The organism is Pseudomonas sp. B20, from assembly GCF_020515755.1.
Classification (GTDB): domain Bacteria; phylum Pseudomonadota; class Gammaproteobacteria; order Pseudomonadales; family Pseudomonadaceae; genus Aquipseudomonas; species Aquipseudomonas syringae.
The window spans coordinates 224,624-246,233 of record NZ_JAHPJG010000007.1; the positions used below are offsets into that span (position 1 = coordinate 224,624).

Below are 21,610 nucleotides of genomic sequence, written 5' to 3' on the forward strand. Positions count from 1 at the left end.
TTATTCCTGCTCCAGACGGCGCTTGGCGAGCGAGCGCAGGGTCAGGTAGGCAACTCCGGTCACCAGCACCACACCCACGGCAACCACCAGCAGCAGCCACAGCACGTTGCGCGACATCAGCCACTGCACGTATTTGATCGGCCCAAGGTCACCGACGTAGTACTTCTGCTCGGCAACCAGCGCCTCGACCGAATCGCCGCGCACCACCACCAGGCTGCCCTGAACCTTGTCGCTGCCGCTCAGCGCACGGGCAACGTCGCTCATGCCGCCGGGCTGACCGCTGGAGATCAGCACGACGCTGCGTCCCTTGTGCAGCGGCGATTCGAAACCGGTCAGGAAGGTGCTGCGCACGTCGCTGGAGAACGCCATGGCGACCCGCGCCCGACGCTGGTTTTCATCCGGGTCCGGGCTCATCCAGTCGCGCAGACGGAAGGCCAGATCGGAAAGCTCGAAGCCCTGTTGCTGAGCATTGCCGGAGATCGGCAAACGGTCGGCCCACTGTTTGAGCAACGGCTGCTCACTGCCCGAGGACATGACCAGTATGTCCTTGTCGGCGGCACTGGCGATCTGCGCCGCCTTGATCACCGACACACCGGTCGCCGGGTAACCGGTCGACTCGCCGAAACGGCCCAGCACGCTCAGGTAAGCGCTGACGTCTTCGGCACTCGGCTGATCAGCCAGCACCACAGCGGTCTGCGACAAGTCCGCCAGGCGTGTGAACGGAAACCCTGAATCCTTGAACACGCCCAGGTTCGGCATAGCCATGAAGTGGTCGTAACCGCTGAAATCCAGCGTCGATTCCGGATCGATGCTGCCGCGCATGTTATCGATAATGATGTCGCCACACTCGCCCTGCTTGAGGTAGTCGAACATGTAGCGCAGTTGCAGGCGCGATTGCAGGGCCGCGGCGTTGAGCGGCAGGTACACATGCGCTTCACGGCTGATCGTGTCATCGCCGCCCGTCAGTCGCGAGACGATAGAGTTGTTCAGGTTCTCGATCGACGGCAGCGGCTCGGCCTTGATCAGCGTGTCGTTGAGGCTGACCATGATCGACGAATTGTTCGAGCGTTCCTGCGGTGTGTAGCGGTATTTGAGGGTCAATGGCACGCCGTCTTCACGCCAGCTGAACAGGTCCGGCGGCAGGTTCAACGGCACGGTGATGTCACCCGGATCGTATCCGGAGACGTTGAGTTTGTTGGCAGGCATCAGCTCGCCCAGTTTGATCGGTCGATCACTGGGCAGCCAGTTCGGCGCGTCGTATGGTTTGCGCGGTGCAAGCATGTCGACACGCTCGATCAATGCGCTGCTGCCGACCAGGCTCTGACCGCCAACTACCAGCGCATTGACTGCCCGCTTGAGCTCCGCCGAGTCACGCCCGGTGATCACCAACAGCTTGCTGTCCGGGTCGTTGGGATGGGTCACCATCGTCAGGGTCGGGCCTTTCGGCGCTGGCATCGTCAATGCGCCGAGCTGCAACGGACCGTCGCCTTTGAGCAATACCAGCGCATTGCCCTTGGCCGGCAGCTCATTGAAGTGCGCCGGGAAGCTGGCCATACGCGAGCGGGTCTTGGCCGCGCCAATCCATGAAGCCAGCGCGCCTGCAGCTTCGAGCGTCGCGTTATCGGGTGCCGCGCCCATCACCACCGGCAGATTCACGTCACGGTCATCGCGGCGGTCGAAGAACGGCAGCGGCAGAATCGCCAGGTCGTTGGGCAGCGCGAAGGGCGTGACCCGGATGTCCAGCCGCGTGTCGTTGTTGATCCGCGCCCAGAGGCTGGAATGCTTGGGGTCTTCGCAGCTCATCGTGTAATGGCCGATGAACTGCAGGCTCAGGCGGTTGAACTCGGTGATCATCTGCGGCGGAATCTCGATCACCTGCGTCTGTGGCTTGCCGGCGCCGTCCTTGGGCAGCGGAAGGGTCGCGGCCACTTCGTCGTTGATCATGACGTTGATCTGCGACAGGTCCGCCAGCAACGCCGGCGAATAGCTGTAGCTCAGCGACAGGCTTGCGCCGGTCACCACCTGATCGGCACGCACGTTGAAGTTGACGCTGTCGGTGGCTTCCACACCGCGCAGGTTCATCGGGTAATTGCGCCCCAGTTGTTGCAGCGTCACGCTGTAACCCTCGTTGGCACCCGCCGTTTCAGCAGCGCTTGCACCCGCCCCTGTGGAGAGCATGGACAACGCACAAGCCAACAGGGCCCATGAGCGGCGAACGGCGAACCGCTCGGCACCGAAAAAATACCGTTTAGTCATGACTACTCAATCCATCAAAGTGCGGGAGGTGGGGAGGGTTTTTTACGTGTTGGCAGTAACCGGCTGAAATCCTTGCGAGTGGCCCTGAGCAACTCGACGACGCCACGTACACCGACATGGCTGACTTCGCGTAGCGCAGACAGCGGGGTGTCCGGCTTGCCGTGCCCCCAGGTCGACGCCCAGGTGTCGGCACGGCCAAAGGTCAGGCGTACCAGTTCGCTCTGCTGACGCAGCGACAGATCATCGAAGCGAGTGCCCAGATAGCCGTCGCGGCAGAACATCACCGTGGCGGGGAAATGACTGGTCTGCGTACCGCGATACAGCGACACCGTGATGCTGTCGCCACTGTCGATGCCCGAGTCGGCGGGCAGAACCAGACCGAGGCCGGTCTGCGAAAAGTCCTGAGTCACGGCATCGAATACCATGCCATCGGCGCGGGTAACGCGAATCGGCAGTCTGGCCTGGACCCGGGGCTCGGTGCGCACCTGACGGATCTCGCTGGCCACTGCAATCGCAGCGCTGGTGATGATGATGTTGTAGATCGTCCAGGCCATGTTGATGACGATGGTCAGGGTGATCGCATCGTTATTCCAGCCCAGCTGATAGAGGCTGTAGATGCCCAACACGAAGACCACTGCGTTCAGCGTCAGCAGCACGATGTAAGGCCGCGCCAGCGTCCAGTCGAAGAATTTCTCCTCGACCACGCCGCCCTTGTCGGTCACGTTGAAGCCACCGAATTTCGGGTTGACCAGCGCCATCAGCACCGGGCCCATGATGTACCAGGCCAGCACCGCCTCGTAGACCTCGTTCCAGAACGAATGGCGGAAGCGGCCCTGAATCCGCGAGTTGGTCAGGCTGGCGTGGGCCAGGTGCGGCAACACATAGGCGGTGATCATCAGCGCCGAGGCGTGCATGACCTCGGCACCGAACAGCAGGTACGCCAGTGGCGCGGTGAGAAACACCAGACGCGGCAGGCCGTAAAAGAAGTGCAGCATGGAGTTGGCGTAGCACAGCCGCTGGCCCAGCGAAAGGCCCTTGCCCAATAGCGGGTTGTCAGTGCGAAAGATCTGCGCCATGCCCCGCGCCCAGCGAATGCGCTGGGCAACGTGACGCGACAGACTTTCCGTCGCCAGCCCCGCCGCCTGGGGAATCGCCAGGTACGCCGTGTTGTAGCCAGCCCGATTCAGCTTCAGCGCAGTGTGCGCATCCTCGGTCACGGTTTCAGTGGCCACACCACCGATGTCCAGCAACGACGAGCGACGCAGTACCGCGCAGGAGCCGCAGAAGAAGGTCGCGTTCCACAGGTCGTTGCCGTCCTGCAGCAGGCCATAAAACAGCTCGCCCTCGTTGGGCACGCTGCGGAAGGTATCGAGGTTCTTTTCGAACGGGTCGGGCGAGAAGAAAAAGTGCGGCGTCTGCAGCATCGCCAGTTTCGGGTCCTTGAGAAACCAGCCCATGGCGACCTGCAGAAAGGAGCGGGTCGGCACGTGGTCGGCGTCGAACATGGCGATGTACTCGCCACTCGTGGCCTTGAGCGCTTCGTTCAGATTGCCCGCCTTGGCATGTCGATTGTCGCCGCGGGTCAGGTAGCCGACGCCGATCTGTTCGCAGAACTCGCGAAAATCCTCGCGACGACCATCATCGAGCACATAGACCCGCAGCTTGTCGCGTGGCCAGTCGATGGACTGGGCGGCAAAGATGGTCAGTTTGACGATGCTCAGCGCCTCGTTGTACGACGGAATGAACACATCGACGGTCGGCCACTGGCTGGAATCGCTCGGCATGATCACCGGCTTGCGCTGCAACGGCCAGGCTGTCTGCACGTAACCCAGCACAATAACGATCAGCGTGTAGAACTCGGCGATGATCAGGCCGTAGCCCAAAAGACTGTCCAGCCAGTTGTCGAAATCCAGGGTCGAGGTCAGACGCCAGTACATGTAGCGAAACGAAGCCAGCAACGACAGGGTCACCAGCGTCAGTACCGATATACGCCCCGGTATCCGGCGAATCACCAGCATCGCGGCGAAGCATGCCAGGGCAAAAAAGCACTGTGCATAGAGGTCCAGTGGCACGGTGACGACCAGCGCCATCAGCAGCAGGCCGACCACAATCGCCACGCTTTTCAAGGCGCGCCGCAGGGTCGTCGACAGACCGCCGAACCATGTCAGCAAAGCATGCAGCCACAATGATGAGCGCGTCCGGGGTACGGACGCGTCGAGCGACAGGTTGGTCATGACAATCGGTTCTCTTCTACGTCCTGAGTCAGCAGTCGGGCAATCAGCACATTACTCAGCACGCGCAGGTCCTGAGTGCCGGGAGAGGCACTCGGCACCTGGACCGCGTTGTGGCCGTAAGCCAGCGCTTCTGCGAGCGCATAATCATTGCGAATGACGCCCAGCAGCCGCTCGCCCAGACGTCGAGCCAGGACGTCGTGCATGTCGCGACTGAAGGTGCGCGAAGCGTCGAACCGGTTGATGACGTAATCACAGGCTGGCGCTTGCGGCCCGGCCAGAACCGGCTCGAGCCAGCCCTGCATCTGATCCAGTGTCGCGTAACACGCTGCATCGGCGGTGAGCACCACCAGCACCTGGCTGGCGGCATTCAGCGCCTGCTGCAACATGCGCAGGTCACCGCATGGCACATCGAGAATCACCACATCACGGACATCCAGCTGCATGCGGGCGATCTGACGGACCAGCCAGTGCGGATCGTTTTCCTGAAAGTGCTCAAGGGAGCGGCGCTCATCGAGCGGCAGCGTGCCATACGGCAAAACCTGTGTATCGCAGGAGCCGGTCAGCAGCAACGTGCGCCAGTTTTCGCCGCTCAGGCTGGCAACGCCGAGGCCGGCGACATCCGGGCTGGCATTGAGGTGGTGCTGCAAGGCGTTTTGCGGATCGAGGTCGATCGCCAGCGTCTGCGCGCCGGGCACTCTGACCAGGCTGGCCAATGCCGCGCTGAGCGTACTTTTACCCACACCGCCCTTGGCCGACACCACTGCGATCACGCGCGCCGATGTTCTCGGTGGCTGGCCCTTGAGCAGCGATTGAGTCAGGGCTTCGTTGTTACGTGCCTGCGCTTCAGCCTGGCGTGCATGGGCAGCCTCGGCGAGCAGATTCGCCAAGGCACCGGAGGCGGCACGTTTGGTTGTCGAGGTCATCAGGAGGTCAGGTGCCGTACCGGGCATTTCGGCCGGTTGCGCCGCGCAAGTCTGCTCGGGCAGCGGTTGATCGGTCATGCGTGACGGCGCAGCGGGAGAGCTACCGGCTGTGGGCGTTTCCTGATAATCCAGGCTGTCGTCGACCTCCAGATAACCCTCGGAGCTCGCACCAAAACGCTGGAACAGATTGGCCACATCATCAGCTCGATTCATCCTGAATGACCTCTAGGAGCCGCTATGCACGATCCCTGTGTAAAAGCATTAATACCAATGTGTAATGTCATTATGATAGTGTCAAGAAAACCGCTATATGACGTCCACAATTTACCGATGAACGGTAAATTGTTCTTTTAATGACACATTTCTGGCGTTGGAAAACCGTGCACATGGCTGTTTCAGGCATGTTTTGAAGGAGAACGGGGCAGGAAGAAGATAGCTACCTATCCATTGAGCAGGACGGTAGCTATCGAGGTGAAGGGATTTCAGTGACTAGCGGCAGCCGAGGTTGTTGCAGGAACTGTTTCTGCGGACTGAGGCAACGGCATGCCCTTGGGCCATAACAGCCAGATATTACCTTTCTGCTTCATGTCGCCAGCCAGCTTGCCCGCCTCGTCGCCGGTCCCCCAGAACAGGTCGGCGCGTACTTCACCGGCAATCGCACCGCCCGTGTCCTGGGCAGCGACCGGACGCACCACGCTGCTGCCATCCGGCCGCGTCGTGGAGAGCCAGAGCAGACTGCCCAGCGGAATCACCTTGCGATCAATGGCCACGCTATAGCCTGGGGTCAGCGGCACATTCAGCGAGCCGCGCGGACCTTCGTTGCTGTCGGGGTTACGGGCAAAAAACACGTAGCTGGGATTGCTCGCCAGCAGCTCGCTGATCCGCTCCGGACGCGCCTTGGCCCAGGCCGCGATGCTGCCCATGGTCACATCTTCCTTCTTCAACTGCCCCTGCTCTACCAGCCAGCGACCAATCGCGCGATACGGACGACCGTTCTGATCGGCATAGCCCAGACGCAACTGCGAGCCATCCTCCAGACTCACGCGACCGGAGCCCTGAATCTGCAGGAATTGCAGATCCATCGGGTCGGTCAGCCAGGCAATCACCGGCGCGTTCAAGCCTTGCGCGCTGATCGTCGCAGCGTCGTCGTAAGGCTTGAGCACCCGCCCCTCAAGCCGACCGCGCAGACGCTTGCCTTTGAGCTCTGGGTAAATACTGTCCAGATTGACCACGATCAGATCGTCAGGAATGCCATACACCGGCACATTGGCCGTGGCGGTCTGCGTCAGGCTGCCCGGATAAACAGGCTCGTAGTAGCCGGTGATCAAACCATCGGCACTGCCCCCGTCTGCGCGCAGGCTGTAGACCTGCAACTGCTCCTGCAAAAAGGTGCGGATCTGAGCAGCATCCGGCGCAGCCGCAAGACTCGCAGCCGCCGCACACGTCGGCCCCCACACTGCATCGGCTTTCAAACGAACACACGCGCTGCGCCACGAGGCAAAACCGGCCTGCAAATCCGCGTCGGACACCGCAGGCAGCGCGTCCCAGCCAGCCTGGCTATACGTGGTGTGCGGCGGCGCAGACGGCGTCACCGGCTTGTCAGATTTGTCGGACTTGTCACACGCGGTCAGTAACGCAGCCAGTGGCAAAACCAGCGCCAGGCCCCGCAACCATGGCTTGAAAGAGAGCATCATCAGTAGCACCAATCCTTTTACAGCCCGCAGCAGGCTGGTGGGTGAAAGGTGTCATTGTGGCCGAAGCGGGCAGAGGGGCCTAGGGTTTGTCTGAAAAGTCAGCCTGGAAAATGTGGATATGCCGCTTAAGAGAACCATGGAATCGAGCAAGTCATAGCTCATGGGTGATACACGCTGGGCCGGCGCTGCGTGGAATAGCTCAAGCGGTTTATGGGCGCCGTTGGTACGCACCGCTTTGGATGTCAGCGATGAGCTGCACGGCCCCGACTTCGTACCTGATAACAAGCAGGCTGCATTCCGAGGGTCTTTTAAAAGACTTCAGTAGACTGCTGCCATGCTGAAAGCGTCTATGTACTCGCCATCTCGATAGGCGAATTTCCTGTGCGTGCCCTCTATGACAAAGCCATTCTTTTCGTACAGTGCGATAGCAGGCTTGTTATCGACGAAAACAGTAAGCTCCAGGCGCTTTAAATTCATCCATCGAGAGGCAGTGGCGGTGAGCTCGCTCAATAACAAGTCACCAATGCCCTGACGATGATGACTGTCTGCAACCCCCATCCAGAAATCAGCTACGTGCTGCCTGCGCCCCTGAAAACGATAGAGCATGGCGCAGCCGACAACCATGCCATCGCACTCGGCAACGAGGGACAGCCCAGAAGCACTTCGACTTTCGACAAGCTTTTTTACGTCGTTGATTGACTGGTGCGGCATACGAAGCGTCCACCAACGGAATACCGGTTGTTCAAACATAACAGCCAGCGAAGACCAGTCACTGTCTGCCATCGCACGGACGATCAAGCTCATTTCAGCCCCCTCACTAACGCTGCCCTTTCGGCTACCCATCTGCTTACTGTCAAGGCTTACCCGGATGCGGCTCCGGGTAGTCGCGATTGATGTCGATGGGCTTGGCGTACTGCCCATCCCAAAGCTGCTCGTGCAGTTGGCCGATGCGTTTGGCCATCGAGCCGTCGTGCATCACCACTTCCAGATTGCGCGAGTTGTCGAGGTAGCCGCCCAGCCAGTTGCTGGTGCCTACCCAGGCAACCTGATCATCAATATCCATGGTCTTGCTGTGGATCACGCGTGCATAGGGGATAAAACCCTGAGCCGCCATCGGCAATGTGACGATGCGCACCTGCACGTTGGGCACCAGGGCCAGACTCTTGAGGTAGGCGACTTCGGGCATGCCGGTGTTCCAGTCGGACACCATGAGTTTGATCGACACGCCGCGGGCGGCTGCGCTGCGCAGGGCATTATCGATGACCGCATAGTAAGGCCGGGTTTTGTCGGCCCCGTAGGACAGGGGCGCGTAGTCCAGCAACTGGACACGAACCTCACTTTTGGCTTGCGCCAGCAAACGGGGCAGTTCGGTCTGGGAGTCGACGACCCCCGGCGGGTTGTAGCGCTGCGGGCTGGCGATCAGGTAGTTGCCGTTGGGCGATGTGCTATCGACCGGGCGCGGCACCGGAACCGGTTTGCCCTCGGTAATGGCAGCCTGAGCAAGCCAGTCCTGATCGAATATGGCCTGCGTCTGGCCCACGACGGTCGGCTCGTCAATGCGCAGGCCGGTTTCGTGGATGTGCTCCAGTGAGCGCCAATCGAAGTTCTGACTGCCGATGAACGCCTGTCGGCCATCCACGATCAGGAATTTGGCGTGAATGATGCCGCTGCCCGTGAGCTTTGCGTAGGGCAGCACGCGCAAGGTGAGGTTGGGGACGGCGCGCAGTCGCTCAAGGGTCTGCGGGTCGGAAAGTTTCAGGCCTTTTTCTTCCAGCAGAAACCGGATTTTCACTCCGCGCTGCCCGGCTGCCGTCAAGCTTTCAAGCACCTTGTCCATGACCGAGCCTGCGTGGTCTGCGACATAGAACTGTTCGATGTCGATACGCTGGCGAGCCCCGTCAAACAGCTCGCGCCAGACCTCGCCGGGTGCTCGCAGGTCAGGCGTCTGCAGGTCAGAACCGACCGGCACAGTGTGTACCAGTTCGAAACCCGGGATGGCGAAGTCTGCCTGCGCGCACGAACTGCCCAGCAGTAACGCTGCGATCACGGCGCGGTAGCTCAGGGACAGTCGACGATACGAAGGGTAAGAGGGCATTGCGAGCCTCATCGCCAGACACAGACAAGATGGCGCATGCCAGAGCACGCGCCGCTATTTGGATCAAGCCGTCCGGTATTTCGGTTGAGCCGAAACAGCCGGATGCTCGGCCTCGTCATGCACACGTGCTCCGCTGGAGGCACGAATCAGCAGGATCTTGAGTTGGTCATTGATGCGTTCCAGGCTGTCCTGAAAGTAGTTGTGAAAGACCACGCAGAACAAGGCAATGGCAATACCCAACCCGGTCGCGAACAGCGCTGTACCGATACCGGCGGAAATCTGCCCGGGGTCGGACACCCCGGCACTGGCCAGGGCCTTGAAGGTATCGATGATGCCCAGAATCGTCCCCAACAAGCCCAACAGTGGCGCAGCGGTGGTGATGGTTTCGATCAGCCAGAGGCTGCGGGCCAGCGGTGCGCGAGTGCTCAGGTACTGGGTTTCGATGACGTCATCCAGATCCCTGCGCGAGCCCTGCGCATTTTTTTGCGCAAGCACCGGCAGGACCATTTCCAGTGGCAGGCTGGTCCGGCGTGTCAGCGTCTCCGGCAGATCCTTTTCACTGTGTACCGAAGCACCGAGTGCCGTTTGCAGCGCCCGCGACTGGCGACGCACGTAGGCAAAGTAGATGCCTCGTTCGATCGCGACAAAGATCGCTATCGCGATGGCGGCGTACATCACATAGAACGTGATGTCGTGGAGCTGATTCATGTCCATGGCAATGACCTCTGGTCAATGAAGATTAAAAATTGGCTTCAAGAGAAACGGTGACCGTACGCTCGACCCCGACGATGTAAGCCGGGTCGCCATCGCGAAAACCGCTGTAAGTGCCCGCGTTGGTTTTGGTGGTGTACACGCCGTCCAGGTATTCCTTGTCGAACAGGTTGTCGACGTTCAGACGCAAGGTGGCGTCCTTGACGATTTTCTTGTCCACCGGAAGGTAGATCCCTGCGCCCAGATTGAAGATGGTGCGCCCCGGAATGCTTTCGTCGTTGGTCAGGTCGCCATACAGCTTGCTGGTGAGCTTGGCGCCAAAGGTCCCGTAATAACTGCCGTCGTCGTAGCCGATGTTGGCGGCCAGCATGTTCTTCGGCACGTTGGTAAATTGCTTGCCACTGGTGGGCAGTTCGATGGCGGTGCCGTTATTGAAGACGGTCAGGTCATCTTTCTGTTTGGCGCGGGTGTAGGTGTACGAGGTGTAGTAATTGAAATGGTGCGGCAGCAGGCCACTCCATTCCAGTTCCAGCCCGCTGTTGTCGACTGCACCGGCGTTGATGTCGGCAAAGTCGCCATTGACGTCTTTTGATGACACCTGACGGTCCTTGAACTGCAGGTAAAACAGTGTGGCCGCCAGCGTCATGTCCTGTTCGGTGTAGCGCCAGCCCAGTTCGTGGTTCCAGCTGGTTTCCGGCTTGCTGTCGATGGAGCCGGTGCCCGGGTCATACAGAACGTAGTTCTGCGGCACGCGCATGTTGCTTGACAGGCTGTAGAACAACTGGTCGCGCTCATCCAGCTGGTATTTGAGGCCGACGTTCGGCAACAGCTTGTTGTAGGTCTGGTCGCGTTTTTCCGGCCGCTCGGTCAGGCTGCCGTGGTTGGTGCCTTCGCGTTCGACGTTCATGAAGGCCAGGCCGCCGACCAGCGTCCAGTCCGGGGCGAAATACCAGGTGTCCTGAGCCCAGACTTTTTGTGCAGGCGTTACGGTATAGCGGTCACGGCCCTGGATCTCGTTGCCGTTGGCATCGACCATGTAGTCCGAATCCGGCTGGATGCTTTCAGGCTTGCCATTGCTCTTCAGGCGGATGAAGGGCTGAGTCTGCGACTGACGCGCGCGTTCATACCAGTAACCGACCTGTACGCTGTGCTCGTCGTTGACGTCCCAGTTCAACTTGGTGGTGATGCCCGGACGCCAGGTCTGGGTACGCGACGGCCGGTAATACACGCCAGTGGTCGATGATCCGTCTGCGTTATAGGCCGCCGCCGTCGGCAGGTTGCTCAGGTCGAATACACCGTTCTGATTCGAGCCGCGGTTGAGCGCATAGGAAGAACTGTTCACGCCGCTGCCATTACCCCAGAAATAATAGGGGATGACTGAAAGAGACAGGTTGTCGGCCAGTTTGAATTGGGTATTGAGCACGCCGGTGAACGTCTGGAACGGGTTCTGCGCCAGCTCGTAGTAGCTGGACAATTTGCCGTTGCTGCCCAGCGCAGGCGTCGAAGGATAAGGGTCAAACTTGCGCCCGTTCTGCTGGAACTGACTCTTGGTGAGCTGGCTGTAGCTGTTATTGTCCTGCTCGTGGTACTTGAGGATCAGGTTGGCGGTATTGCCCGAGCCCATGTCGAAGAAGCTGTTCCACTCCACCTTGTCGGCACGCACCGCGCCATCGCCGCGCCATTTCTGACCCTCGGTGTGAGACATCGACAGCCAGTTGCTCAGCCCGTTGATTTCTCCGGTGTTGAGTCGCGCGAAGGTCTTGTAAGTGCCGTTGCTGCCCGCCACCTGCTTGACGAATGCGCCGGTTTCCTTGGTGGGCCGGATGGTGACAATACCGATGTTGCCGCCGCTGGAACCGATGTGCGGACCGTCACTTTCGGCAGAGCCTTGAGTCACGAAAATCTGATCGATGTTTTCCGGGTCCCCCAGCAGGTTGGAGTACAGCGCGTAGTTGCCGGAGTCGTTGATCGGCATACCGTCCACCGACATGCCAACCTGATCGGAGTTGAGACCGCGCATGGTGAACCTGAAGCCGGAAAGACCGGTGGCGTCTTCGCTGGAGATGTTCAGGCCCGGTGTGTACTTGAGCTTGTCGATGGCGTTACCTGTTGCAGTCTGCTTGTCGAGCGCTTCTTTGGTGACAGTGGAACGCGCCTTGATGCTCTCCTCCTGCACCATGTAGCCACCCCCAACCGTCGCCTTGCCTTGCACACCAATGGTGCCGACATCACTGGCACTCGAGTCGGCCATAACCATGCCGTGACTCATGCCCGCGGCGACCAACGCAAGGTGAATTCTGGAAAACTTCATCACTTTGTTCCTTGTCAGTGCTATTGCACGCTGTAGTTGAAGGTGGCGGTGAAGCGCTGTTCGCTGCGTCCACCAAAGGCTTGCTCGGGAAACGGCTTGACCTGCTTGATGCGTCGCAGACTGTTGGCGGCTGCGCGGTTGAGCAGCATGCTGGAGGCCTGGGTCTGAATGCCGGAGTCCAGTACTCGCCCCTGGCGGTCGACCAATAACCACACCACAACCTCGCCACTCGGGCGCTCCAGTGAGGCCTGACGGCCAGTCGGGTATTGTTTGTAACCGTCCAGTTCACTGCGCAGCCCTTTGAGGTAGCCACCTTCCATACCCTGGGTGTCGACCTTCGGCGGTGCGGGTGGCGCAGGCGGTGACGTCGGCGCAACCGGGGCGCTGGCGATCGGCTTGCTGGGTGCCTGAACCGGCTCGACGGGTTTTGTCACTGCCGGTTTGGGCAAGGGCTTAGGCCGGGGTTCTGGCTTGATCTCCGGCTTGGGTTTTGGCTTGGGAACGGGCTTGGGCGGTGGCGGTGGCGCCGGTTCGGCTTCTTCGCTTTCGACTACAGGTGGCGGAGGTGGCGGAGGTGGCGGCTCGTCAGGCTGTACCGGTGGCGGTTCAGGCTGCGTCAATGGCTCGGGCGCGGGCTGCTCGGGCTCGACCAGCGCCAGTTCCACGGCAGATTCGTCGTAGACCGGCTCCATTTTCAGCGGACGGGTCTGCACACCGATCACAATTGCGATGAGCGCCACCAGCGCGGGCAGGCCGCCGAGCCACTGACGTACACGAAACAGGAAATACATGGTCAGGATTTGCGCGTGGCGATGGAGACTGACGTGAAACCACCCAGACGCAGGGTGTCCATGATCTCGACCAGACGGGCGACTTCCACGCCCTTGTCGCTGTTAACGATGATCGTGGTTTTGCTGTCGGGTTTTTCCAGCGCCTTCAAGGCAGGCACCAGGGCGTCGACCGTGGTCGCCTTGCCGTCGAGCTGTAATTCGCCGTTGAGCCCCAGCGTCAGGATCGATTTGTTCTGCGGCTTGAGCTGCTGTGAACTGCTGGCACTCGGCAACTGGGTTTTCATCCCCAACGCCGGAATCACGTTCAGGCTTACCAATACGAAAAAGACCAGCAGGAACATCATCACGTCGATCATGGGGATCAGTTCGATGTGCGCCTTGCGCTTTTTAGGTTCGTCCCACGTTCTCATGCCAGCCTCTCGCTTTCTTGTTAGAGGCCGAGAATCTAGCAACCGAACATGACCGATCGGTTGGTTTTACAAGACCGATACATGACTGTTACATGGCTGTTACCTGTACATCTCATGGCACTTAAATGATTCTTGAGGCCGTCACGGAAATGCCATAACAACGCGCCAGCGTTTGAGCATTCAACCCGACGGAAAATACGGATGAGTCGCCCGCTGCCCACTATCAGAACCTCGCGTCTGCTGCTCGCCGCGTTGCAGCCTGAACAGGCGTTTACCTTCGCACGCCTGGCCGACGAGCCGACGATTGCGGCCATGACCTCTGCACTGCCCAGCCCCTATCCCCTTGAGCATGCGCAGGCATTCATCGCCGAGACCCATGACCAGTACGCCGCCGGTCAGACGGTGAGCCTCGGGGTTCACCTTCAGGAAAGCGGAGAATTGACCGGGATCGTCTCGCTGCGCCTTTCGATCTCGCATCGCAGCGGCCATCTGGGTTACTGGACAGGAATCCAATACCAAAATCGGGGTTATGCCTGCGAAGCGGCTAAAGGCTTGCTGAGGCATGGCTTCACGGACATGAACCTCAACCGCATCGCCGGCCAGTGCTTCAGCGACAACCCGGCCAGCGCCAGGGTCCTGGAGAAGTGCGGGCTATCGTATGAGGGCTGTACCAGAGAGGCATTTCTAAAAAACGGTGTGTTCAAGAACATGTTGCTGTTCGGACTGTTGCGCTCGGAATACGCATCGTCGGAGGCCACGTCATGACCGATTTCAACCCCGACCGTCGACGCATCATTACCGGAGTCGCCGGTGCCACGTTGCTGTCGATCCTCAGCCCGTTTTCGCGCAGCGCGGGGGTCGATTATCCATTTACGCTTGGCGTGGCGTCTGGCGATCCGTTGCCGGACGGCTTCGTGATATGGACACGTCTGGCACCCAAGGTGATGACGCCCTCGGGTGATGGCGGGCTGAACAAACCTGTCGAGGTGCGCTGGAAGATCGCCAGCGATGTGGCCATGGTTCACGTAGTCCGCACAGGACAGGCCACCGCCCACCCGCGCCTTGCCCATTCGGTGCATGTCGAAGTGAGCGGCTTGCAGCCTGGACGTCCTTATTGGTATCAGTTCGAGAGCCTGGGGGCGCAAAGCGCTGTCGGGCAGGCCTGCACTGCACCGCTGGCAAGTGCCATGGCCTCGGCGCGGTTCGGCTTCGTGTCGTGCTCGCACTGGGAGGCCGGGTACTTCAGCGCCTATCGACACCTGGCCGCGGAGCGCCCGGACCTGGTGTTCTTTCTTGGCGACTACATCTATGAGATGAACGTGTCCCCGGAAAACACTCGGTTCCCGCGTCACCACGCTACACCTGACCCCATGGACCTGGCGGGCTATCGCAACCGATACGCGCAGTACAAGACCGACCCCGACCTGCAAGCGCTGCACGCCTGTGCGCCGAGCGTCGCCACCTGGGACGACCACGAAGTGCAAAATGACTACGCCGCCCAGTGGTCACAGGACCCCAACGTGCCGGTGGACAGCTTTCTGCGCCGCAGGGCCGCCGCCTATCAGGCGTTTTACGAACACATGCCGTTGCGCGCCAGCAGCCTGCCCAAAGGACAGGAGATGCGTATCTACCGCAACCTCGACTATGGGCGTCTGGCACGTTTTCACGTACTGGACGGTCGACAGTACCGTTCCGAGCAACCCTGCATCCAGGCCAACGGCAGCCGTCGAGGTCACGTCGCGCCCAGCGACTGCCCGGATCTGCGTGACCCGAAACGCACCATGCTCGGTTGGGAACAGGAAGCCTGGCTGGACCGCAGCTTCGCCGAATCTCCCGGACAGTGGAATGTCATTGCCCAGGATTTGCTGGTCGCGCCACTGGAACAGCGAGATCTCAAGACCCAGGCGCAGGGCCACTGGACCGACGGCTGGGACGGCTACATGACCACCCGCGAGCGCGTGCTGGCCTCCCTGCAACGCCACCAGACTCGCAACCCGGTGTTCTGGGGTGGCGATATCCATTCGTTCTGGACCACCGACCTGCACGCCGACGCCGGCAATCCGGACTCAGCCATCGTCGCCACCGAATTCGTCGGCACTTCGGTAACCTCCAGCGGACCACCGTTCGACGCCTTCAACAGCATTCTCGGCCTCAACCCACATGTGAAGTTCTTCGACAGCCGTCAACGCGGCTATGTGGCAGTCGACCTGAGCGAGCAACAGATGCAGACCCGCTTTCAAGTGGTGTCGGATGTGCTGGATCCTGCTGCCAGCGTGTCGACGCTCAAGGGTTTTGTGGTGGAGGCTGGCAAGGCGGGGGCTGTTGCGGTGTGAAGCCTGAACATGAGTCAACATTGAAACGCCTAAAGCCCGCATTGACGGTCTTTAGGCGTTTGCGCCATGCAACAGAGGCACAGCAGGATTATTTCAACTGATTGGCAAACCGCCCCACGGCGCCCACTACCTGTTTGGCCCCCTCCTGAATCTCGACGATCACCGCACCGGCCTCGTTGGCCAGCATCAGGCCCTGTTCCGCCTGGGTGCGGCTGTTGGCCATACCGCGTACCGCCTCATCGGCCAGCGACTGATTTTGCTGCACGACGCTGACGATTTCTTCGGTTGCGGCGCTGGTGCGGCCTGCCAGTTGGCGGACTTCGTCAGCCACTACGGCAAAGCCCCGGCCCTGCTCACCGGCACGTGCGGCCTCGATGGCGGCGTTGAGTGCCAGCAGGTTGGTTTGCTGGGCAATGCCACCAATGGTCTGCACGATGGAATTGATCAGCAATGACTGTTTGCCCAGCGCTTCGATGCCCGAGGAAGCCGACTGCATCTCTTCGGAGATCTTGCGCATGGTCTTTACAGTGTTCTGCACCACATCCGCGCCGCGCTGAGCGCTGACGTCGGTCTGCTGGGAGATTTCAAACGCCACGCTGGCGGCCTGACTGACTTCTTCTTCGCGGGCCACCTGGTCGGTCACCATCGTGGCGAACTTGACCACCTTGTAGAGTTTGCCCTGAGCATCGTGGACCGGGTTGTAGGTTGCTTCCAGCCAGACCTCACGCCCGCTGCTGTCGATACGCTTGAAGCGCCCGGCCACGAACTCGCCACGGTTGAGCATGGCCCAGAATTCCCGGTAAGACGCCTGAGAGGTTTCTGCCGGATCACAAAAGATGCTGTGATGCTTGCCCTTGATCTGCGCCAGGCTGTAACCCATGCCGCGCAGGAACTGATCATTGGCGGTCAATACCTGGCCGCTGAGATCGAACTCGATCACGGCGGTCGAGCGCAACAATGCCTGAATAAACGCAGAGTTCTCGGCAGCCGTTTCGACAATCTGGGTGATGTCCGATCCGTAGCATTGCAACGTCATCAGCCTGCCCTGCTCATCCAGCACCGGCTGCCAGAGGGCGCGAATCCACACCAGCCGGCCATCGGCATGCAGAAAACGGTACCTGTCGATGACCGACTCGCCCTTTTGCACCGCCACTTTGAGACTGCGGTAGCAATCCAGCTGTTTGACGTAAGTAGGCACCAAGTGGTCGAGATCCTTGCCCAGCACTTGCTCGAGCGAGTAGCCAAGCGCGCTGAGAAGGTTTTCATTGGCGTGGACGATGTGGTAGCTGGCGTCCAGAGTCAGACAGACCATTTGCGCATCCATCCCTTTCTGCATCTGCCGGTACATGGATAACTCGGCCTTTTGTGCCTGTAATTCCTTTTTCAAGCGAGCGTTGAACATGACGGCACCCATAGTGAGGTTGTACGTATATATCGACACAAGCGTAGACGGGTTTAAGGCATTTCGTCTGATGGTGGCAGATTGGATTGGTGTATGTTGTCCCCGGCGCCTGCGGTGCTTTAAATGCAAAATTCTTGAATTTACCAGCCTGCTGAAGGGCGTCTCTAAAGCGAAACAAAGGGCATACGCAGAGGGTCAGACAGATCGCCCCACCATTGCTAAACTCACTTACTTGCAGCACGCGCCACGAGGAGGCCACACGATGCAACGCATTCTGATCACTGGTGCAAACGGTTTCGTCGGGCAGATGCTGTGTCGAAAGCTACAGCAGGCAGGACATCATGTAGCTGCATTGGTGAGCCCTGGGTCTCCGAGGTCCAGTCATGCTGCCGAATCGCTGCATTGTGACATTCGCGATGCTTCTGGCTTAGAGCACGCAGTGTCCCAATCGAACCCCACTCATGTTGTCCATTTGGCCGCAATCACTCACGTACCCGCCAGTTTCGAGGACCCGTTGACGACATGGCAAACCAATGTCATGGGAAGCATGAACCTTCTGCAGGCACTACAACGCCAGAGTCCACAGGCATTTGTGCTGTTTGTGAGCTCATCGGAGGTTTATGGCGAGGCGTTCAAGCAGGGTATTGCCCTCGACGAAAACAGCATATGCAGGCCGATGAACCCGTATGCCGCCAGCAAACTCGCTGCTGAAACGGCCTTCCACGAGAACTTTCGTCGTGGACAGAAAGGTATCGTCGTACGCCCTTTCAATCATATTGGTGCAGGGCAATCAGCTGACTTCGCAACGGCCTCATTTGCTCGTCAGATAGCCTTGATAGAAGCAGGCAGGCAGGCACCACAGTTGAAAGTTGGCAACCTGCAAGCAGAGCGAGACTTTCTCGATGTAAGTGATGTGTGCGATGCGTATATCGCCCTGTTGAAAATGGCCGACACGCGGCAAGCCCATCCTCGTTGCATGAATATTTGCCGTGGCGAGCCCACAAGCATGAAGGCCATACTTACTCAACTCACGGCACTGAGCTCAAGCACGATAGAGGTGGTCAACGATCCAGACAGAATGCGGCCGTCCGACATACCCAGCGCGTTCGGCGATAACTCCGCTCTCCGCACAGTGACTGACTGGGAGCCCACGACGAAACTTCAGGATACGCTCGCAACGCTGTTGAATTACTGGCGCGATGAGGTAGCTGAAATGGTTTGAGTCATCACGCCTCAGTGCAAGTGGCGCTTTGATCGAGCGCCTGAGGCTCACGTCGTACAGCATAGAAAGGGTTGCTCAAAACGATGTCCCTTGCCGATTACGCTTCAAATCTGCGTCCACCATCAAACGACAGAGTTGCTCAAGACTAGTACTTGCCTCCCAACCAAGCACCCGCTTGGCTTTTTCAGGATTGCCAATTAGCAACTCGACTTCAGAGGGGCGGTAGAACTTGGGATTGACCTGAACGAGTGTCTCGCCCGTCGCCACATTGATACCCCGCTCGTTCTCCGCGCTGCCTTTCCATTCCAGATCTATGTCGACAGCCTTGAACGCCATGGCCACAAAGTCACGAACCGTTTCGGATCTGTGGGTCGCCAGTACAAATGAGTCGGGCTCGTCGGCTTGCAACATGCGCCACATGCCTTCCACGTACTCTTTGGCAAACCCCCAGTCACGCTTGGCATCCAGATTGCCTAACTCCAGAAGTTGCGACATACCCAGTGAAATACGTGCTGCAGAATCAGTTATTTTGCGGGTGACGAACTCTTTGCCGCGCAGCGGAGACTCATGGTTGAACAAAATGCCGCTGGCACCAAAAATCCCGTAGGACTCCCGATAGTTGACCGTCATCCAGTGCGCATAAAGCTTGGCGACGCCATAAGGGCTGCGCGGATAGAACGACGTGCTTTCGACCTGTGGAACTTCTTGTACCTTGCCGAACATTTCGGAGGTCGACGCCTGATAAAAACGTATCTTGGGGTTCACGATGCGTATCGCTTCGAGCAGGTTGACTGCACCCAAGCCGGTAATTTCGGCAGTCGTTATCGGTTGATCGAAGGAAACACCGACAAAACTTTGCGCCGCCAGGTTGTAAATCTGAGTGGGTTCGGCTTTTTGCAACAAGCGGATGCTGGCACTCAAATCAGTCAGGTCATGTTCAACCAGGTGCAGATTCGGATGGCTGGCTACGCCAAGCTCTTCGAGACGCCAGAAATTGACCGAACTGGTACGGCGATAGGTGCCGTAAACCTTATGACCTTTCTCCAGTAGAAGTTGAGTCAGATACGCGCCGTCCTGGCCAGTGATACCTGTGATCATTACAGAGTCTTGAGGTGTATTCATAAATAGGAGCTCGGTCTGGGTTCGCTTGGCTTCATTTATTATGCCGAGATAAATTCATGAATCCCGGCGCGGTCGCTTCGAAAGCAGCCCACATTGTTTGAGTCGAAGCATAGGACCACTATAGATGGGGATCTGAAGTGCAAGCAGTCATTTTTCAGATACCTCTGCATCGCGCAGCTGACGGCCGATGTTGCATCGAGAAACTCACCATCGTCCTGCGCGATAGCCAGAACGTCGGTGACCAAAGGTACAGGACACCAGTTGAAGCCTTATGCTTACGGGCAGCGGCCACCACCGGTCGACTTTGGACTGGTGACACGATACATTGATAGCACTAAGACATCACTCATGATGTCCTACGTCTCTCGATGTTAATGTACCGGTGTCACATGCTCGTTTCTGCCCTTGAACGTCCCAATCTTGAAGATGCGCAACTCCTTGCCGAGGTCGAGCAGACGATCGCTTCAGGTGTTGGCTCGTTACGCTTCAGCCGTGTTCTTGAGCAACGCTATCAGGACGAAACCCGGCTACCGCGGCGCGAGTTCCTGACGGCGGTAGGGATTGGCGGCAGTCTGATCTACAACCTGTTCCTGATCAGCGACTGGTTGATACTGCGGGATGTATTTTTCTATGTAGCCGTGGGCCGTCTGTGCCTGATGACGCCGATGTTTATCGTGCTGTTGATGCTGGCTCAACGGGTTTCCACGCGCTGGGCGATGGAAACGATCGCTGCATTCGCCACGGTAGCGTGCTCGCTCATGCCGCTGTTGGTCATGATTCACAGCGACAGCCCTTATCAAATCTTTTATCAACTCGGCATGCTGTTGATCATGGTCTACTGCACCATGATCCAGCAATTGCCGTTGCGCCATGCCGCTGTCGCCATGTCGTGCATGCTGATCATCCAGCTGGTGGCTACTTACATTGCCGACTTCGCCGACTTCGTGATCTGGCAGGCCAACGCCGTTTTGTTCGTCTCGACAGTGGCACTGCTGCTGATGGCCTCCTACTTTCTGGAGCGGGCAGGCCGTATGAGCTACCTGTTTGCGCTTCGCGGACGCCTGCTTCAAGTGCAATTGATGGAGTTCGCGCGTACCGACGGGCTGACCCGGCTGTTCAATCGACACTACCAGGACGAAGTGATGACCTCCGTCTGGGAGCACGCTCGCAATACGCCGGCGAACGTGGCCATCATCCTGCTGGATATCGACCACTTCAAATCCTACAACGACAACTACGGGCATCCGCAAGGGGATACCTGCCTCAGATTGCTCTGTCAGAAAGTCCAGCAAAGCGCGCATGACCATGGTGCTGTGGCGTTCCGGTTCGGCGGCGAAGAGGTGCTGGTGCTGATGATCGGCGATGCCGTGCAGGCCCGAGAAGTGGCCGGGGCCCTGCAGAGCGCGGTTGCCGAGCTCAAGTTGCCGCACCCGGTGCTGGGCGAAAACGCGCTGGTCACCATCAGCCTCGGCGTGGCCTGTGCGACAGCGCCTCTGACCAGTGCCGAGAACCTGATTGGTGCGGCTGACAATGCCCTATACGCGGCCAAGCGCGCCGGACGTAATTGCGTGTGCTTTGCGTGAAATGAAACACCGCAGGATACTGCTTTACGCCGCGCCCCTGCCACTTTAATCTCGGCGCACACCAAGGCTGGGAGCCATCGCATGAGCATTCACATTGACGTCAGCACCAACCCTACGGAAGAGGATCGTCTGGCGATTCTGGAACCACTGAAACGTTTCAACGCCGAGCAGGCGGGCGACGGCAAGTCCGAGAAAGTGGCGATGTTCATTCGCGATGATCAAACCCGGGAAGTCCTCGGCGGCCTGCATGCTCGCATTCTTTATGAGTGGCTGTTCATCGAACTGCTGGTCGTGCCGGAACAGGCCCGTGGGCAAGGCATGGGCTCGCGTCTGATGCAGATGGCCGAGGATCTGGCGGTTGAAAAGGGCTGCACGGGAATCTGGCTGGATACCTTCGACTTCCAGGCCCCCGATTTCTATCGCCGCCACGGTTACACCGAGTTTGGCCAGATTGACGACTATCCGCCCGGCAACAAGCGCTTCTTTTTCCAGAAGCGCCTGCCGAACACAACGGCCTGAGACT

17 protein-coding genes are annotated in these 21,610 nt (G+C 59.2%); 5 read left to right on the plus strand and 12 right to left on the minus strand.

Annotated elements, in window-relative coordinates:
* From bcsB to LIX91_RS10470, 10 genes are all read right to left on the minus strand, one after another.
* On the minus strand, window positions 1-2,256 hold the full coding sequence (gene bcsB, locus LIX91_RS10425) for a cellulose biosynthesis cyclic di-GMP-binding regulatory protein BcsB (protein ID WP_226488448.1): 2,256 nt from the start codon (window positions 2,254-2,256) through the stop codon (window positions 1-3).
* 14 nt (window positions 2,257-2,270) lie between these two features.
* The gene (bcsA, locus tag LIX91_RS10430; RefSeq protein ID WP_226488449.1) at window positions 2,271-4,490 is read right to left on the minus strand and encodes a UDP-forming cellulose synthase catalytic subunit; all 2,220 of its coding nucleotides are present in this window, start codon (window positions 4,488-4,490) and stop codon (window positions 2,271-2,273) included.
* A complete protein-coding gene (gene bcsQ, locus LIX91_RS10435) occupies window positions 4,487-5,626 on the minus strand; it encodes a cellulose biosynthesis protein BcsQ (protein WP_100072367.1) in 1,140 nt (379 codons plus the stop codon). Before bcsQ ends, bcsA begins: the two co-directional genes overlap by 4 nt.
* A gap of 269 nt (window positions 5,627-5,895) precedes the next feature.
* Window positions 5,896-7,107 (minus strand): murein transglycosylase A, encoded by a 1,212-nt coding sequence (locus LIX91_RS10440; protein WP_226488450.1) that lies wholly within the window; start codon window positions 7,105-7,107, stop codon window positions 5,896-5,898.
* Window positions 7,108-7,425: 318 nt separating this feature from the next.
* On the minus strand, window positions 7,426-7,911 hold the full coding sequence (locus LIX91_RS10445) for a GNAT family N-acetyltransferase (RefSeq protein ID WP_011266686.1): 486 nt from the start codon (window positions 7,909-7,911) through the stop codon (window positions 7,426-7,428).
* Window positions 7,912-7,960: 49 nt separating this feature from the next.
* Complete coding sequence (locus tag LIX91_RS10450; RefSeq protein ID WP_226488451.1) at window positions 7,961-9,202, minus strand: phospholipase D-like domain-containing protein; 1,242 nt, start codon at window positions 9,200-9,202, stop codon at window positions 7,961-7,963.
* A gap of 63 nt (window positions 9,203-9,265) precedes the next feature.
* Entirely contained in the window at window positions 9,266-9,916 is a 651-nt protein-coding gene (locus LIX91_RS10455; RefSeq protein ID WP_003404753.1) for a MotA/TolQ/ExbB proton channel family protein, read from the minus strand.
* A 25-nt stretch (window positions 9,917-9,941) separates the two neighbouring features.
* The gene (locus LIX91_RS10460) at window positions 9,942-12,224 is read right to left on the minus strand and encodes a TonB-dependent receptor (RefSeq protein WP_226488452.1); all 2,283 of its coding nucleotides are present in this window, start codon (window positions 12,222-12,224) and stop codon (window positions 9,942-9,944) included.
* Between the two features lie 20 nt (window positions 12,225-12,244).
* The gene (locus LIX91_RS10465; RefSeq protein ID WP_226488453.1) at window positions 12,245-13,015 is read right to left on the minus strand and encodes an energy transducer TonB; all 771 of its coding nucleotides are present in this window, start codon (window positions 13,013-13,015) and stop codon (window positions 12,245-12,247) included.
* 2 nt (window positions 13,016-13,017) lie between these two features.
* Entirely contained in the window at window positions 13,018-13,425 is a 408-nt protein-coding gene (locus tag LIX91_RS10470; RefSeq protein WP_003345964.1) for an ExbD/TolR family protein, read from the minus strand.
* Between the two features lie 201 nt (window positions 13,426-13,626).
* Here LIX91_RS10470 and LIX91_RS10475 point away from each other — a divergent pair, with 201 nt between their 5' ends.
* Entirely contained in the window at window positions 13,627-14,190 is a 564-nt protein-coding gene (locus LIX91_RS10475) for a GNAT family N-acetyltransferase (RefSeq protein ID WP_226488454.1), read from the plus strand.
* On the plus strand, window positions 14,187-15,758 hold the full coding sequence (locus LIX91_RS10480; protein ID WP_226488455.1) for an alkaline phosphatase D family protein: 1,572 nt from the start codon (window positions 14,187-14,189) through the stop codon (window positions 15,756-15,758). Before LIX91_RS10475 ends, LIX91_RS10480 begins: the two co-directional genes overlap by 4 nt.
* Before the next feature lie 88 nt (window positions 15,759-15,846).
* On the opposite strand, the gene LIX91_RS10485 is transcribed toward LIX91_RS10480, so the two are convergent.
* Complete coding sequence (locus LIX91_RS10485) at window positions 15,847-17,160, minus strand: methyl-accepting chemotaxis protein (protein WP_032702623.1); 1,314 nt, start codon at window positions 17,158-17,160, stop codon at window positions 15,847-15,849.
* A gap of 262 nt (window positions 17,161-17,422) precedes the next feature.
* Between LIX91_RS10485 and LIX91_RS10490 the strand changes: the two genes are divergently transcribed.
* Window positions 17,423-18,382 carry a GDP-mannose 4,6-dehydratase gene (locus LIX91_RS10490; protein WP_103695938.1) on the plus strand — a complete coding sequence of 320 codons (960 nt, stop codon included), beginning with the start codon at window positions 17,423-17,425 and terminating at the stop codon, window positions 18,380-18,382.
* A gap of 75 nt (window positions 18,383-18,457) precedes the next feature.
* Here LIX91_RS10490 and gmd read toward each other — a convergent pair whose 3' ends face one another.
* Entirely contained in the window at window positions 18,458-19,504 is a 1,047-nt protein-coding gene (gmd, locus tag LIX91_RS10495; protein ID WP_024959429.1) for a GDP-mannose 4,6-dehydratase, read from the minus strand.
* 389 nt (window positions 19,505-19,893) lie between these two features.
* Here gmd and LIX91_RS10500 point away from each other — a divergent pair, with 389 nt between their 5' ends.
* Both LIX91_RS10500 and LIX91_RS10505 read left to right on the plus strand, forming a co-directional pair.
* Window positions 19,894-21,087, plus strand: coding sequence for a diguanylate cyclase (locus LIX91_RS10500; RefSeq protein ID WP_100072375.1), 1,194 nt, complete (start codon window positions 19,894-19,896; stop codon window positions 21,085-21,087).
* 81 nt (window positions 21,088-21,168) lie between these two features.
* Window positions 21,169-21,606, plus strand: a complete 438-nt coding sequence (locus LIX91_RS10505) for a GNAT family N-acetyltransferase (RefSeq protein WP_003404734.1) — start codon at window positions 21,169-21,171, stop codon at window positions 21,604-21,606.
* The last annotated feature ends 4 nt before the right edge of the window (window positions 21,607-21,610 follow it).

Bases quoted from the DNA above. Each gene is read 5' to 3' on its own strand.
- bcsB (WP_226488448.1), bottom strand. From the start codon at position 2,256: ATGACTAAACGGTATTTTTTCGGTGCCGAGCGGTTCGCCGTTCGCCGC.
- bcsA (WP_226488449.1), bottom strand. From the start codon at position 4,490: ATGACCAACCTGTCGCTCGACGCGTCCGTACCCCGGACGCGCTCATCA.
- bcsQ (WP_100072367.1), bottom strand. From the start codon at position 5,626: ATGAATCGAGCTGATGATGTGGCCAATCTGTTCCAGCGTTTTGGTGCG.
- LIX91_RS10440 (WP_226488450.1), bottom strand. From the start codon at position 7,107: ATGATGCTCTCTTTCAAGCCATGGTTGCGGGGCCTGGCGCTGGTTTTG.
- LIX91_RS10445 (WP_011266686.1), bottom strand. From the start codon at position 7,911: ATGAGCTTGATCGTCCGTGCGATGGCAGACAGTGACTGGTCTTCGCTG.
- LIX91_RS10450 (WP_226488451.1), bottom strand. From the start codon at position 9,202: ATGCCCTCTTACCCTTCGTATCGTCGACTGTCCCTGAGCTACCGCGCC.
- LIX91_RS10455 (WP_003404753.1), bottom strand. From the start codon at position 9,916: ATGGACATGAATCAGCTCCACGACATCACGTTCTATGTGATGTACGCC.
- LIX91_RS10460 (WP_226488452.1), bottom strand. From the start codon at position 12,224: ATGAAGTTTTCCAGAATTCACCTTGCGTTGGTCGCCGCGGGCATGAGT.
- LIX91_RS10465 (WP_226488453.1), bottom strand. From the start codon at position 13,015: ATGTATTTCCTGTTTCGTGTACGTCAGTGGCTCGGCGGCCTGCCCGCG.
- LIX91_RS10470 (WP_003345964.1), bottom strand. From the start codon at position 13,425: ATGAGAACGTGGGACGAACCTAAAAAGCGCAAGGCGCACATCGAACTG.
- LIX91_RS10475 (WP_226488454.1), top strand. From the start codon at position 13,627: ATGAGTCGCCCGCTGCCCACTATCAGAACCTCGCGTCTGCTGCTCGCC.
- LIX91_RS10480 (WP_226488455.1), top strand. From the start codon at position 14,187: ATGACCGATTTCAACCCCGACCGTCGACGCATCATTACCGGAGTCGCC.
- LIX91_RS10485 (WP_032702623.1), bottom strand. From the start codon at position 17,160: ATGTTCAACGCTCGCTTGAAAAAGGAATTACAGGCACAAAAGGCCGAG.
- LIX91_RS10490 (WP_103695938.1), top strand. From the start codon at position 17,423: ATGCAACGCATTCTGATCACTGGTGCAAACGGTTTCGTCGGGCAGATG.
- gmd (WP_024959429.1), bottom strand. From the start codon at position 19,504: ATGAATACACCTCAAGACTCTGTAATGATCACAGGTATCACTGGCCAG.
- LIX91_RS10500 (WP_100072375.1), top strand. From the start codon at position 19,894: ATGCTCGTTTCTGCCCTTGAACGTCCCAATCTTGAAGATGCGCAACTC.
- LIX91_RS10505 (WP_003404734.1), top strand. From the start codon at position 21,169: ATGAGCATTCACATTGACGTCAGCACCAACCCTACGGAAGAGGATCGT.